The sequence below is a fragment of the Microbacterium pasadenense genome (assembly GCF_047246565.1).
Lineage (GTDB): Bacteria > Actinomycetota > Actinomycetes > Actinomycetales > Microbacteriaceae > Microbacterium.
Window position 1 is genome coordinate 1,132,607 of sequence record NZ_JBFOKN010000001.1, and the last position, 12,982, is coordinate 1,145,588.

A 12,982-nucleotide genomic window follows, 5' to 3' on the forward strand; every position below is an offset into this window, starting at 1 on the left:
TCCCCGGCTGACCGCATGGTCAGCATGGTACGCCCGCGTCGGCTGCCGGCGTAGGCGCGCGGCAACCAGACCGAACGCCGCGGGTGGAGGCAGGATGCCACCGCGGTCGCGCCGACGTCGACCGTGGACTGCTCCGCGCTCCCGTTGCGTCGTGTATAGGCATCTGTCAATATAGACACATGTCGATTCAACAGATCGAGCTCGCCGCCGTGGCGCAGGACGCGAAGCAGTACCTCGCCGCCCGGGAACCCAGCTGGCTCGCACGTCAGGCGGAGTTGGCGTGAGCGTCGCTGCGCCCGCGGCCCGCCGACTGTCGACACTCGACCGGTGGCTGCCCCTCTGGATCGGTCTCGCGATGGTCGGGGGCATCCTCCTCGGTCGATTCATCCCTGGTTTGTCGGAGCTCCTGTCCCATCTCGAGGTGGGGGGCATCTCCGTGCCGATCGCGCTCGGGCTGCTGATCATGATGTACCCGGTTCTCGCGAAGGTCCGCTACGACAAAGTCGCCGCGGTCACGGGGGACACGAAGCTGCTGATCTCGTCGCTCGCGCTCAACTGGATCGCCGGCCCCGCGCTCATGTTCGCTCTCGCCTGGATGTTCCTGCCCGACCTCCCGGAGTATCGGACGGGACTGATCATCGTCGGTCTGGCCCGATGCATCGCCATGGTCGTCATCTGGAACGACCTCGCCTGCGGCGACCGGGAGGCCGCTGCTGTCCTCGTCGCGATCAACTCCGTGTTCCAGGTCGTCGCGTTCTCCATCCTGGGATGGTTCTACCTCACCGTCCTGCCCGGCTGGCTCGGGTTCGACAGCCAGGGTCTCGATATCTCCATCTGGCAGATCGCGGTGAACGTCCTCGTGTTCCTCGGTGTGCCCCTCGTCGCCGGGTTCGCCTCACGTTTCATCGGCGAACGCCGCATGGGGCGCGCCTGGTATGAGGGAACGTTCCTGCCCAAGATCGGGCCGTGGGCGCTGTACGGGTTGCTGTTCACAATCGTGCTGCTGTTCGCCCTGCAGGGTGAGCAGATCACGTCGCGACCGTGGGACGTGGTCCGCATCGCCGTCCCGCTGCTCGTGTACTTCGCCGTGATGTGGTTCGTTGGGCTGCTCACCGGGAAGACGCTCGGGCTGGGCTACGCCCGGTCCTCGACGCTTGCTTTCACCGCCGCAGGGAACAACTTCGAGTTGGCCATCGCCGTCGCGATCGGCACGTTCGGTGCCGCTTCAGGCCAGGCCCTGGCCGGCGTCGTCGGACCACTCATCGAGGTACCGGTGCTCGTCGGGCTGGTCTACGTCTCCCTGTGGACTGCGCGCACCTGGTTCCGCACCGACCCCTACGCACTCCCCGAAGAAGCAGTCACCGAAAGGGCTCGACGATGAGCTCCACACTCACCCCCGCCGCGAACGACGACATCTGCGCGCCCTCGTCGACCCATGCCATCGGGGATGCCGCAGCCACCGCCCTCGCCACCACGTTGAAAGCCCTGTCAGACCCTCTGCGACTGCGGATGCTCTCCGCGATCGCCACCGACCCCCGCGGGGAGTCCTGCGTGTGCGACCTTGCCGAGCTCGCCGACGTGTCACAGCCGACCGTGTCGCACCACCTGAAAGTGCTGCGAGACACCGGCGTCTTGTCATCCGAACGACGCGGAACGTGGGTCTGGTACCGGATCGCTCCCGCCCTCCGCCCCGCCGTCACCACCCTCCTCGACTCGTTCGCGCCCGCGGCCGTCACCCCGACCGTCCGGCCGGAGCAGGCTGGGCTCGAGGACGTCGACGACGCCCTCACCCACCTCGCAGAAGCCCTCGGCGGGCTCTACCCGAGCCTCAGCGCAGGGCTGATCGCGACCATCGTCCGTGAGTCCTACGCATCCCTCGCGAATACGGCGCGGGTGAGAACCCACCTGCTGTCACTCGCCGAGCGGTTCGCGCGTCAGCGGCTCATCGACATCACCCGCAGCCGTGACAGCGGACTCCGGCAGGTTCTCTTCGTGTGCGTCGCGAACGCGGGCAGGTCGCAGCTCGCCGCGGCCCTCGTCGCCCAACGCTCCGGTGGGGCGATCATCGCCCGGTCCGCCGGGTCCGCTCCCGCCGCCGACATCCACCCGAACGTGCAGCCTCTCCTCGATGAACTGATCCCCGCCGGGGACCAGGAGCTGAGATTCCCCAAGCCGCTGACCGACGACGCCGTCCGGGCCGCCGACGTCGTCATCACCATGGGCTGCGGAGACGTGTGCCCCATCATTCCCGGGGTCCGCTACGAGGACTGGACCGTTGGCGACCCCGCCCTCGCCTCCGCAGCGGGCGTCGCCGCCATCCGCGACGACATCGCCCGCCGGGTGGACACCCTCCTCGCCACTCTCACAACCATTCGCTGACCGGAGCCACCATGACTGACACCACCAAGCCCGCTGTCCTCTTCGTCTGCGTCCACAACGCCGGGCGCTCGCAGATGGCCGCAGGCTACCTCCGCGACATCGCCGGCGACCGCATCGACGTCTTCTCCGCAGGCAGCGAGCCCGGCAACGCCATCAATCCCAACGCGGTCGCCGTCATGGCCGAGGAAGGCATCGATCTCACCGGCGCCGTCCCGCAGATCCTCACGACCGACGCCGTCCGCCAGGCCGACGTCGTCATCACGATGGGATGCGGCGACGCCTGCCCGATTTTTCCCGGCAAGCGCTACGAGGACTGGCAGCTCACCGACCCGGCTGGCCAGCCCATCGACGTCGTCCGCGACGTTCGCGATGACATTCGCGGCCGAGTGGAAGCGCTCGTCGCCAGCCTGGCCTGATTCATCAACTCCTACGTCATCCGCAGAGATCACACGATCGACAGAATCGATCGTTCTGGCGGCCGGGAGTTGTCAGACGGGTACTATCGGGGCGCTACCCTGCGGGATGGACGCCGGTGTGATCGTGTGCGAGGCGGCGATGCCGCTCTCGAGCGAAATCCTGTGCGCGGGGGCCCGCGCCGAGCGCGCGCTGTGATACCGCGAGCACGATACGAGTCGCCGTCAGCACGGGCAGGACAGTGCGACGCACCCCGAGCAACTGTCGATACGGCCGCGGCAGGCTCGCGACAGCGGCGGCGAACAGCACGCGATAGGCAAGTCGCATCGAGCCGGTGAAGGGCACGTCACGCAAGAACCGCACGACCTCGTCGACGCGCTCGTCGCGGCGGAGCTCTGCACGGTCGAGGAACCCCCGCAGCCTCTCCCTCAGGTCGGCTTCCGTCTCGGGCGGATTCTCCACACGCATGAGACGCCCAGCGGTCGCCCACTCGCGCACGTATCCGTCGGCACCTCCGGGAATCGGACCGCCCCACCGCTCGTGCGCGCCCAGAAACGCGTCTGCGAAGGCGAGGTGCACCCATTCGAGGAGACGGGCGTCCGACGCCGAGTACGCGTGAGCCCCGGCATCCGTCGCGTAGGTTCCCGATACGCGCTCGTGCAGCCGGCCGACGCGCGCCGTCTCCTGCTTCGCCTGCGTCGTCGAGCCGTATGTGACGCAGATGATCCACCGCACGGTGCCCGTCAGTCGGCCCAGTGGATCCTCTCGGTAGCGCGAGAAGTCGTGAACGCCGGCCATCGCGCCGGGGTGAAGGGCTTGGATGAGCAGCGCCCGGATGCCGGCGACGAAGGTCGCGGTGCCGGCGTGGACCGTCCAGACCGCGCCGCCGTCGGGAAAGTACCCGTCGTCGTCGCCCTCGGCGAGCTCACGCACCCACCGGGGCACGCCGTCCGGATCGCCCGAAAGCGCCGTCAGTAGTCGCGCACGGAGAGAGGGACCCTTCATGGCTCCAGCGTGCCACGCCTGGTGGAAGACAGGGGCAGGGACGGCCCATCTCGAACGTGCGAGGGGTCGCTCGACGCCCAGCTATGACCGCGATTCACCTCGGCGTCGGGCATCGCGACTTAGGAACCATCGGAGCTCGCGTGGGAACTCGGATACGAGGACGAGACAAGACGGTGGAAGGGCGGCTAGACCGTGGCTGCCGGGCGAGGATCGTCCTCCTCGCGCAAGCGCGGCTCGACGCGCAGAGCGGGACGCAATCCCGACTTGTCGGAGTAGAACGCGCGAAGGGCGTTCATGTCCGCGCCGACGTCCCCGGTGAGCGTGAGCGTCGGTCCCAGCCCGGTGGTCATGGTGGTGCGATCCACGTACCCGAGCGTGACGGGGAGGCCGGCCTCGCGCGCGATGCGGTAGAAGCCCGATTTCCAATGGGCGACGCCGCCGCGCGTGCCTTCCGGCGTCACCACGAGGCCGAAGACCTCGCCGCCGCGGATTCGACGGACGAGGTCGTCGACCACCCCGGCGGGGTTCGCTCTGTCGACGGGGATGCCGCCGATCGCGCGCATGACCGTCCCCCGCCAGCCGCGGAAAAGACTCTCCTTGCCCAGCCAGCGGAACCGCATCTTCAGGCGCCACGCGATCCCCAGCATGAGCACGAAGTCCCAGTTGGAGGTGTGCGGCGCTCCCAGGACCACGGTGGGCCGGGTCGGCGCGGGCTCGGTCGCGAGGGTCCATCTGCTGAACGTCCAATAGACCTGGGCGATGAGGCGGAGCATTCGGCAACCGTAACGCTCCCGCACCCTCCCAGGCTCCCGTTGACGTTGTTCGTGTCGGTCAGCGGTGCTCGGCTAGCGGTCCCCGACCGCGCTTTGCGCCGGGTCTGCCAAGGACCCTTCCCTGGGCGGTCGACCTGCGTCAGTTTGCGCGTCGATTGCCAGGCGTAGTCTTCGTCAGTGGCGGATCGTTCCGGAAGCGCAGTGACGCCAGATGGTGGCACCCTCGCGTGGATCTCGACTGGGTCGGGCGAGCCGGTTCTGCTCATCGCGGGTCAGGCGGTCACGATGCGTTCGTGGGATCCGATCGTGCCTGCCCTTGCGGCGCGCTTCGAGGTGATTGTGTTCGATCAGCGCGGGATCGGAGAGAGCGCCGACGGGGCGGTTGCGCCGCGCACGACACGGGCGATCGCCCGCGACGTCGCGGTGGTGCGAGACGCTGTGGGGATCGGGCGTGCCCACACGATCGGTCACTCGGTGGGTGGGCGGGTCGCGCAATGGGTCGCAATCGACCAGCCGGATGCCGTGGGCACGCTGGTGCTCATATCCACGACGGGTGGGGACGCCGCGGGTCATCTGAGGTCGGCCGAGGCGACTGCGGACCTGGCCAGCGGCGATGCGGATCGTCTGGCAGCACGCTTCTTCAATGAGGCCTATCTGGCTGCGCACCCCTCCGCGGCGGATGTCTTTGTGCGCAAATGAGGGCTCCATCGCAACCCGCCGTCGAGCGTTTGAGGCCAGCTCGACCCATGACGCGTGGTCCGAGCTGGCCGGCATCCGTGCACCGTCCCTGGTGGTGCACGGTAGCGGCGACACGATCACCCCTCCGCAGAACGGACGGGCCCTTGCCTCTGCCATCCCCGGGGCCGAATACCTTGAACCGTCGGGCGGGCGGCACGCCCCGCACCTCGGTCAACCCGAGGCGGTCGACGCCATCATCGACTTCATCTCACGGCATCCGCTGCCGTCCGCCTAGTCACTCTCGCGAGGGCGGAAGTCTTGGCGTCTCAGGATCCTCCCCGTTGAGAGCGGGTCGGCGTTCTTCGCACACAGGTCACGCCGACGGGCGCTTGCCGCACCGGGCCGTCAGTCGCTGCATGCGTCGCCGATGGCCGGGAAACTCACGGACTGCGCGCTCCGCACGACTTGCCGTCGCCCGTTCGTTTCGTAGGTGAGGTCCACCGCCTCGAAACCCCCAGCCGTGGCGCTCGTCCGCTCGATAGCGAGCGCGACGAACCATGTCTCCCCGCCATCGTCTTCGACAACGGTCCCTCTGAGAGGAACCCGTGCATCCCAGGCCTCACCGCCCTCGTTCGCGAGAGCCATCCCGACGCCCAGATGAGTGCCATCGTCGAGCAATACAGCTCGCGACGCGGCCTGCTCCATGACGCGGACGCCTTCGGCGCCAACGAGGTCCGCCGTCACAAGGGTTACCGCATTGGTTCCCTCAGCCAGCTCGATCGGGTCACCGTACGTCAGCGGGTCAGCGAACTCTCCGAGGCAGATGTGAACGGTGCCCTCGGAGGGGCCGAACGCCAGATCTGAACCTGGTGGGGCACATCCTGTGAGCGCCGCGACACCACTTGCCGCGATCATGACCGCGAATGCGCGCGCCCGATTCATGGTGCGATCGTAGGGGTTATCCGCCCCGACGTCGCGTTCGGTCATGCAGTGCACGATGCCGATGCTCACCGAGCACGATCATCGCTTGCCGGAGTGTGCACTAGCCGGTGGCGGCTCGCATCTTGCCCGAAAGCGGGACGTCCGTGGGCACGGAGATATCGGCGTACGCAGGGGTGGTGAAGCCAGCTCAGTCGATCGCCACAGCGTGGCCGGACACGACGATCCCCCCGGTTGCGGGGACGTCGACGGTGAGCACGCCGGGGCGTCCGACGTGCGCGCCTTGTTCGATCACGATGCGGCCGGGGACGGGCAGGACTTCGAGGGCGCGTAGATAGGCGCCGACCGCTGCTGCCGCGGAGCCGGTAGCGGGGTCCTCGGTGATGCGGCCGACGGGGAACAGATTGCGGGCGATGTATCGGTCCGGTGTGACGCGGTGCACCACGGTGATCGTCGCTGGCCAGCCGCGCTCATCCATGAGCGAGCGGACATCGGCCGGTTCGAACCGGAAAGTGTCGAAGAGCTCCCTGTCGGTGATCGCGATCACGGGGTGTGGGTTACCGGCATTCGCGATGCGCGGCGGCAACTCCGCGTGGAGCACATCCCGCTCGAGTCCGAGGAGCTGAAGGATGGCCGCGAGGTCGTGTGCGGGCAACTCGGTGACGGACGGAGTGGTGCTGGTGAAGGCTGCGCGGATGCCGTGGTCGTCGCGCGAAAGCGCGATGGCGATCCGTCCCGCTGCTGTGGAGAACTCGACGGTCTCGTCGACGCTGATTCGACCATGATCGGCAAGTGCGACGGCGCTTGCCACCGTGGCGTGCCCGCAGAACGGGACTTCAGCGATGGGGGAGAAGTAGCGGAGGACGAATGAGCCCTCACTGGTCATGCCCGTCAGGAATGCCGTCTCGGCGAAGTCCACATCCGCCGCGATGCGTTGCATGTCCGCATCGCTCAGCCCATGTGCGTCCAGCACGACACCAGCCGGGTTGCCACCCTCGGGGCGGGGACTGAAAGCGGTGTAACGCAGGACAGTCGGTGCGGCCATTCCCACAGGATAGGTCCGTCGGAGCCGGAGACCGTGCTGCTCCTCGGCAACGCGACTGCAGGCGATGCCTTCGGTGCCTGTTGAGCCGACCGTCGAGCTGCGCGCAGTTCTCAGCGCTCCGAGACAGCCCTCGCTGCGGCGCCACCAATGCGCGCCCCGTAGAGGACGAGGCCGAGCGCGATCACCGCGACGACGAGCACCCCGACGGTGATGACGGGCATGGGGAGCGGGAGCAGAGCGAGTGCTCCGCTCCCGAGACTGACGACTCCGGCCGAGATCGTGGAGCGGCGCGCGCGGACGTGCGCGGCAAGCCAAGCTTCATCACTTGCGAGTGTGCTCGGGATCCGGATGCCGGCGAGGTGGTTCCGCTTCAGTCGTCCCGACGCCGCGGCGTTCGCGAGCCAGATCAGGAGGATGCCCGAGCCGACCATCGCGACGGACAAGATGATCCTCGCCACCCACTCGTTCTCCATGAGTTCGACGCTATCGCTGACGCCGGGCCACCTCCCAGGCACGCGCGCTAAGCTGGAGGGGATAGGCGAACTTCTCATTCGTCTCGCCCCGGCTGTGTGGTAACAGTCGGGGCTTCTTCCTTGTACGGGTGGCCTGCGCGTCCAGGCCTGCATCGGCGGCGCCGCGCGAGGTCGGAGCAGCGGCCGTGTCAGCGTCCAGCTCCCGCACAATCCCGCGGAGGCGAACACCATCCCAGAGGTGGGCCCCGTGGGGCTCGAACCCACGACCCGCGGATTAAAAGTCCGATGCTCTACCGACTGAGCTAGAGGCCCTCAGCGGTCCAGCCTAACGGTCCGCGTCCGCGGCATCCGCACCGCTCGCCCTGTTGTCGACGATGATGCCGACCATCATGCCGATGCCCAGGCCGATGGCGATGCCCATCCCGAAGCTGTCGAACACGAGCATCCCGACGACGCCGCCCAGCGGTAAGCCGATCGCGATCCCCATCGCGATCCCGCTCGACGAGTCGCTGCTCTCCTCCTGGTCCTTCTCTTCCGCGCTCATGTGACCGACGCTACCCGGGACGCCCCCGCGAGGCATCCGTCTCGCGGGGGAGGTCCTGGGCAAACGGGCGACGCCGCCGAAGGGCCCCATAGCTTCGACGGCGTCACCGGTCTTGCGGACCTCGATCACATCGGGGGCATCAGCACCGTGTCGATGAGGTAGACGGTCGCGTTGGCGGTCTGGACGCCACCGCAGATCACCATGGCGTCGTTGACCATGAGCTCGTCGCCCGAGCCGGTGACCTCGAGGTCTGCGCCCTGGACGGTGGTGTGCATGCCGGCGATGTCGGCGGGCTCCACCTGGCCGGGAACGACGTGGTAGGTCAGGATCGACGACAGCATGTCGCTGTCGGTCTTGAGCGTCTCGATCGTCTCGGCGTCGATCTTGCCGAACGCGTCATCGACCGGCGCGAACACGGTGAACTCGTCGCCGTTGAGCGTGTCGACCAGGTCCACATCGGGGTTCAGCTCACCGCTGACGGCGGAGACCAGCGTGGTCAGCAGCGGGTTGTTGGATGCCGCGACCGCAACCGGGTCCTGCGACATGCCCTGCACCGAGCCGGCGCCGTCGGGGACCTGCTCGGCGTAGTCGGCGCAGCCGGGGCCGACGAGGTTCGCGGCGGGGTCCATCATGTCGTCGGTCGCCTCGGGAGCGGTGGACTCCATGGGGGCGGACGGCTCCATCGACTCTTCGGCCTCGCCGGTCGAGCCCATCGAACAGCCCGCGAGCGCGAAGGCTCCGGCCAGCGTCAGGGCGAATGCTGCGGTCGTCTTCTTCTTGGTGCTGAGCATGAGATTACCTCCGGTTGTCGTAGCCCCTTTCGAGGCGGTGATGACGGTTCTTCGGAGGCCTGCGCCGATCGGATGGGACGAATCCGAACATTCATGAGAATCAATCCGAATCGGTGCCCGCCGCGAAGACCCGATGACAGACGGGACACCCCATGGACCTCATCCTCATCGGCCTGCTCGGCGGGCTCATCACCGGAATCTCGCCGTGCATCCTGCCGGTGCTCCCGGTGATCTTCCTGACCGGCGGCGCTCAGTCCGCGACGTACGAGCGAGCGGATGCCGCATCCGCCGCCGGCGGCGGCACCGCGACCGCCACCGCGACGAAACCGCGCACCCGTGCGCTGCCCGCCAAGCGGAGCCGCCCGTACTTCGTGATCCTCGGCCTCGTGATCAGCTTCACCGTCGTCACGCTGGCGGGCTCCCTGATCCTCGGCGCCCTGAACCTGCCGCAGGACGTGATCCGCTGGGTCGCGATCGCCGTCCTCATCGTCATCGGTGTCGGGCTGCTCTTCCCCGGGGTCGAGCGCCTGCTCGAGAAGCCGTTCTCGTGGGTGCCCCGCAAGGAGGTCAAGAACTCCGGCAACGGCTTCGGCGTCGGTCTCGCCCTGGGCGCGGTGTTCGTCCCCTGTGCCGGTCCGGTCCTCGCCGCGATCATAGTCGCGGGCGCGACCGGTCAGATCGGTGTCGACACGGTGCTCCTCACGACGGCGTTCGCCGTCGGCGTCGCGATCCCGCTCCTCGTCTTCGCGCTCGCCGGGCGCAGCGTCGTCGAGCGGATTCGCGTCTTCCGCAGCCGCGAGCGCGGCTTCCGCATCGCCGCGGGCATCGCCATGATCGCCCTCGCCATCGGGCTCGTCTTCAACGTCCCGCAGGCGCTCCAGCGTCTGCTCCCCGACTACACCGCCGGTCTGCAGCGCGACCTGACCGAGAACGAGCAGGCCGCCGAAGCGCTGAACCTCGGCGGACTGGTCACCGAGGAGAACAAGAACCTCGACCAGTGCACGAACGGGGCCGAGCAGCTCGAATCGTGTGGCACCGCGCCCTCCATCAAGGGCATCGAGCAATGGCTCAACACCCCCGGCGGCGAGGAGCTGTCGCTCGACGAGCTGCGCGGACAGGTCGTGCTCATCGACTTCTGGGCCTACTCCTGCATCAACTGCCAGCGCTCCATCCCGCACGTGGTGGCGTGGGACGAGGCCTACCGCGACGCCGGTCTGCAGGTCATCGGCATCCACTCGCCGGAGTACGCCTTCGAGAAGGATGCCGGCAACGTCGAAGCCGGGGCGGCGGACTTCGGTATCGACTACCCGGTGGCCCTCGACAACAACCTCGCCACCTGGACGAACTACCGCAACCGCTACTGGCCCGCGCACTACCTGATCGACGCTGAGGGAACCGTCCGCCACATCTCGTTCGGCGAGGGCAACTATGCCGCGACCGAGAAGATGATCCGGGAGCTGCTCGCCGACGCGGATGCCGGTGCGACCCTGCCCGATGCCACCGAGGTGGAGGACGAGACGCCCGAGATGGGATCGACGACGAGGGAGACCTTCCTCGGCTCGTCGAAGGACGTGAACTACGGCGGCGACGGGGCTTACGGTGCCGGCGCGGAGGACTTCGCGTTCCCCTCGGACCAGCCGGCCGATTCGTTCGCCCTCGACGGCGAGTGGACCATCGAGACGCAGTACGCGGAGCCCTCAGAGGACGGTGGCATCCGTCTCGACTTCACGGCGTCGGAAGTTCGCACGGTGGTCGCGGGGGAGGGCCGGATCCGCGTTCGCCTCGACGACGGCGAGGAGCAGGTCATCGACGTCTCGGGTACGCCGCGCTCGTACGCGCTGGTCGATCGGGACGAGAACGGACCGGGCGTCCTCGAGCTCTCGGTGTCGCCCGGTCTGCAGGTGTACTCGTTCACCTTCGGCTGACACCCCGCGAGTAGGGCATGCTTGTCGAGATGGTGATCGACGGATTCGACGTGCCCGAGGACGGGTCGGCTGCAGACCATGCGGCCGACCTCCTCGTGCGCGTGGCCGCCGGCGACCAGGGCGCCTTCGCGGAGCTCTACGACATGCTGTCCTCCCGGGCCTTCGGGCTCATCCTGCGGGTGCTCGTCGACCGCTCGCAGAGCGAAGAGGTGCTGCAGGAGGTCTTTCTCGAGATCTGGCAATCCGCTTCGTCCTTCGCTCCGAACAAAGGGCAGGGAAGATCCTGGGTCCTGACGATCGCCCATCGTCGGGCGGTGGATCGGGTGCGCGCGTCGCAGGCGAGCGCAGATCGGGACGTGCGCGTGGGAGTCCGCGACGCACACACCCCGCAGGAGGGAGTCGTGGAGCAGGTGGAGTCGCGAATCGAAGGACGCCGCGTCGTGCGGGCCCTCGGAACGCTTCCCGATCCGCAGCGCGAAGCCCTGACCCTCGCCTACTTCGGGGGTTACAGTCAGAGCGAGATCGCGGCGCTGGTGGGAGCGCCGCTGGGAACGGTCAAGACCCGGATGCGCGACGGTTTGACGCGCCTACGCCAGGAGATGGGGGTGACATCGTGAACGACAAGGACTTCGCCGAGCTATCGGCCGGCCACGCACTCGGCGCGCTGTCGCCCGAGGACGAGCGGGCCTATACCGCCGCACTCGCGGGCCACCCCGAGTGGGCCGCCGGCGCCGCCGAGGACGAGCGGACCGCCGCGACCCTCGGTGACGGCGTCCCCGAAGAGACCCCGCCCGCGGACCTCCGCGCCGTCCTGCTCGAGCGCATCGCCCGCACGCCCCAGACCCCGGCGTCGCCCGCATCTGAGGAGCCCACCGGTCGACCCGACCCGGCACGCGAGGTGCGAGACGGCGATTGGTCCCGGCTCGTCATCCCGCCGAAGCCCACCCTGCCGTTCGTCGACGACCCGACGGCCCGGGTGCGCTCGGTGTACGAGCCCTTTCCGGTGATCCCCGTCGCGGCGGATGCCGGTGCGCCGGACACCGCGGACACCTCCGATGTCGCGGCGGACACCGCAGACGACACCGCGGCGGCGGACCCCCGCATCGATGACGGTGCCGATTCGCCCACCGAGCTGATGGACGTGCCCGCCCCGCCCGTCGCGGACGCGCCGACCGAGCTGATGGCCGTACCCGCTCCCGCCGAGCCGGACACCGAGATCGCCGCCGATGCGCCGGATGCGCCGGCGGGTGACGCGACCGAGGTCGACGACGCCGCAACCGTCACCGCCGACAGCGACATCGACGACGACGACGCCCCGGAGACCGCCGAGCGCCCGGTGGTCGACTGGATGCAGCCTGCGCCGGCTCGCGCCGACGAGCAGCCGGATGCTGCCGGCGAGCCGGTGCGCGCGGCCGAACCGGGCGACGCGGCCGAACCGGCTGACGCGGACGAGCCGGCTGACGTGGACGAGCCGGCTGACGCGGACGAGCCGGCTGACGCCGCGACGCCGCCCCCGTCCACCGACGTCATCCAGACGATCCAGCGGCGCAACTGGACCCGCGGGCTGTTCGCCCTGGTGGCATCCGTCGCGCTCCTCATCGGACTCGGGTGGGGCGTCGGGTCGATCGTCGAACGCGCGCGGACGCCGCTGTCGGTCCAGGCCCTGCAGGAGATCGAGGCGGCACCTGACGCGCAGACGGTCACCGGCGAATTCGTCGACGGCGGTGAAGCCGTCGTGCACTGGTCGGCGGAGGTGGGCAAAGTCGTGCTGACGACCGCCGACACTCCCGAGATCGCGCAGGACCGCACGTTCGAGCTCTGGTACGTCCGCGGTGACACCGCGATCTCGGCCGGCACGTTCGAGCCCGCCGACGAGGTGACCGCGCTGCTCGACGGCTCGCTCGAGGCCGGCGACGTCATCGCCGTCACCGTGGAGGCCGACGGCGGGTCGGCCGAAGGCACGCCGACGACCGATCCCGTGATCGCGATCCCGACGGACACCGAGCGGCTCTGAGC

The 12,982-nt window shown here is 68.8% G+C and carries 15 protein-coding genes and 1 tRNA gene; 8 read left to right on the forward strand and 8 right to left on the reverse strand.

Features of this window, described 5'->3' with window-relative positions:
* Positions 1-280: 280 nt before the first annotated feature.
* Genes arsB through AB3M83_RS05430 form a run of 3 tightly spaced genes read left to right on the forward strand, consistent with a single transcriptional unit; the run spans position 281 to position 2,795 of the window.
* Positions 281-1,381 (forward strand): ACR3 family arsenite efflux transporter, encoded by a 1,101-nt coding sequence (arsB, locus tag AB3M83_RS05420; protein ID WP_412945721.1) that lies wholly within the window; start codon positions 281-283, stop codon positions 1,379-1,381.
* Positions 1,378-2,379 (forward strand): metalloregulator ArsR/SmtB family transcription factor, encoded by a 1,002-nt coding sequence (locus AB3M83_RS05425; protein ID WP_412945722.1) that lies wholly within the window; start codon positions 1,378-1,380, stop codon positions 2,377-2,379. Before arsB ends, AB3M83_RS05425 begins: the two co-directional genes overlap by 4 nt.
* Before the next feature lie 11 nt (positions 2,380-2,390).
* The gene (locus tag AB3M83_RS05430) at positions 2,391-2,795 is read left to right on the forward strand and encodes an arsenate reductase ArsC (RefSeq protein ID WP_412945723.1); all 405 of its coding nucleotides are present in this window, start codon (positions 2,391-2,393) and stop codon (positions 2,793-2,795) included.
* Between the two features lie 94 nt (positions 2,796-2,889).
* On the opposite strand, the gene AB3M83_RS05435 is transcribed toward AB3M83_RS05430, so the two are convergent.
* A complete protein-coding gene (locus tag AB3M83_RS05435; protein WP_412945724.1) occupies positions 2,890-3,798 on the reverse strand; it encodes an oxygenase MpaB family protein in 909 nt (302 codons plus the stop codon).
* A gap of 185 nt (positions 3,799-3,983) precedes the next feature.
* Complete coding sequence (locus AB3M83_RS05440; protein ID WP_412945725.1) at positions 3,984-4,571, reverse strand: 1-acyl-sn-glycerol-3-phosphate acyltransferase; 588 nt, start codon at positions 4,569-4,571, stop codon at positions 3,984-3,986.
* A 177-nt stretch (positions 4,572-4,748) separates the two neighbouring features.
* Here AB3M83_RS05440 and AB3M83_RS05445 point away from each other — a divergent pair, with 177 nt between their 5' ends.
* Positions 4,749-5,270, forward strand: a complete 522-nt coding sequence (locus AB3M83_RS05445) for an alpha/beta fold hydrolase (RefSeq protein WP_412945727.1) — start codon at positions 4,749-4,751, stop codon at positions 5,268-5,270.
* Entirely contained in the window at positions 5,251-5,544 is a 294-nt protein-coding gene (locus AB3M83_RS05450; RefSeq protein ID WP_412945729.1) for an alpha/beta fold hydrolase, read from the forward strand. Before AB3M83_RS05445 ends, AB3M83_RS05450 begins: the two co-directional genes overlap by 20 nt.
* Before the next feature lie 110 nt (positions 5,545-5,654).
* On the opposite strand, the gene AB3M83_RS05455 is transcribed toward AB3M83_RS05450, so the two are convergent.
* The 6 genes from AB3M83_RS05455 to AB3M83_RS05480 all read right to left on the reverse strand — a co-directional run bounded on the left by AB3M83_RS05455 (position 5,655) and on the right by AB3M83_RS05480 (position 9,041).
* Positions 5,655-6,260: a hypothetical protein gene (locus AB3M83_RS05455; RefSeq protein WP_412945731.1), complete on the reverse strand. Its 606-nt coding sequence runs from the start codon at positions 6,258-6,260 to the stop codon at positions 5,655-5,657.
* Positions 6,261-6,378: 118 nt separating this feature from the next.
* Positions 6,379-7,233, reverse strand: coding sequence for a PhzF family phenazine biosynthesis protein (locus AB3M83_RS05460; protein WP_412945733.1), 855 nt, complete (start codon positions 7,231-7,233; stop codon positions 6,379-6,381).
* A 110-nt stretch (positions 7,234-7,343) separates the two neighbouring features.
* Positions 7,344-7,706 (reverse strand): SdpI family protein, encoded by a 363-nt coding sequence (locus AB3M83_RS05465; RefSeq protein ID WP_412945734.1) that lies wholly within the window; start codon positions 7,704-7,706, stop codon positions 7,344-7,346.
* 239 nt (positions 7,707-7,945) lie between these two features.
* A tRNA-Lys gene (locus tag AB3M83_RS05470) sits at positions 7,946-8,018 on the reverse strand.
* 13 nt (positions 8,019-8,031) lie between these two features.
* Positions 8,032-8,250: a glycine zipper domain-containing protein gene (locus AB3M83_RS05475; protein ID WP_412945736.1), complete on the reverse strand. Its 219-nt coding sequence runs from the start codon at positions 8,248-8,250 to the stop codon at positions 8,032-8,034.
* Positions 8,251-8,375: 125 nt separating this feature from the next.
* The gene (locus AB3M83_RS05480; RefSeq protein WP_412945737.1) at positions 8,376-9,041 is read right to left on the reverse strand and encodes a fasciclin domain-containing protein; all 666 of its coding nucleotides are present in this window, start codon (positions 9,039-9,041) and stop codon (positions 8,376-8,378) included.
* 152 nt (positions 9,042-9,193) lie between these two features.
* Here AB3M83_RS05480 and AB3M83_RS05485 point away from each other — a divergent pair, with 152 nt between their 5' ends.
* The 3 genes from AB3M83_RS05485 to AB3M83_RS05495 are packed head-to-tail and all read left to right on the forward strand — an operon-like array spanning position 9,194 to position 12,980.
* Complete coding sequence (locus AB3M83_RS05485; protein WP_412945738.1) at positions 9,194-10,966, forward strand: cytochrome c biogenesis protein DipZ; 1,773 nt, start codon at positions 9,194-9,196, stop codon at positions 10,964-10,966.
* Between the two features lie 29 nt (positions 10,967-10,995).
* The gene (gene sigK / locus AB3M83_RS05490; RefSeq protein WP_412945739.1) at positions 10,996-11,583 is read left to right on the forward strand and encodes an ECF RNA polymerase sigma factor SigK; all 588 of its coding nucleotides are present in this window, start codon (positions 10,996-10,998) and stop codon (positions 11,581-11,583) included.
* On the forward strand, positions 11,580-12,980 hold the full coding sequence (locus tag AB3M83_RS05495) for an anti-sigma factor domain-containing protein (RefSeq protein WP_412945741.1): 1,401 nt from the start codon (positions 11,580-11,582) through the stop codon (positions 12,978-12,980). Before sigK ends, AB3M83_RS05495 begins: the two co-directional genes overlap by 4 nt.
* The last annotated feature ends 2 nt before the right edge of the window (positions 12,981-12,982 follow it).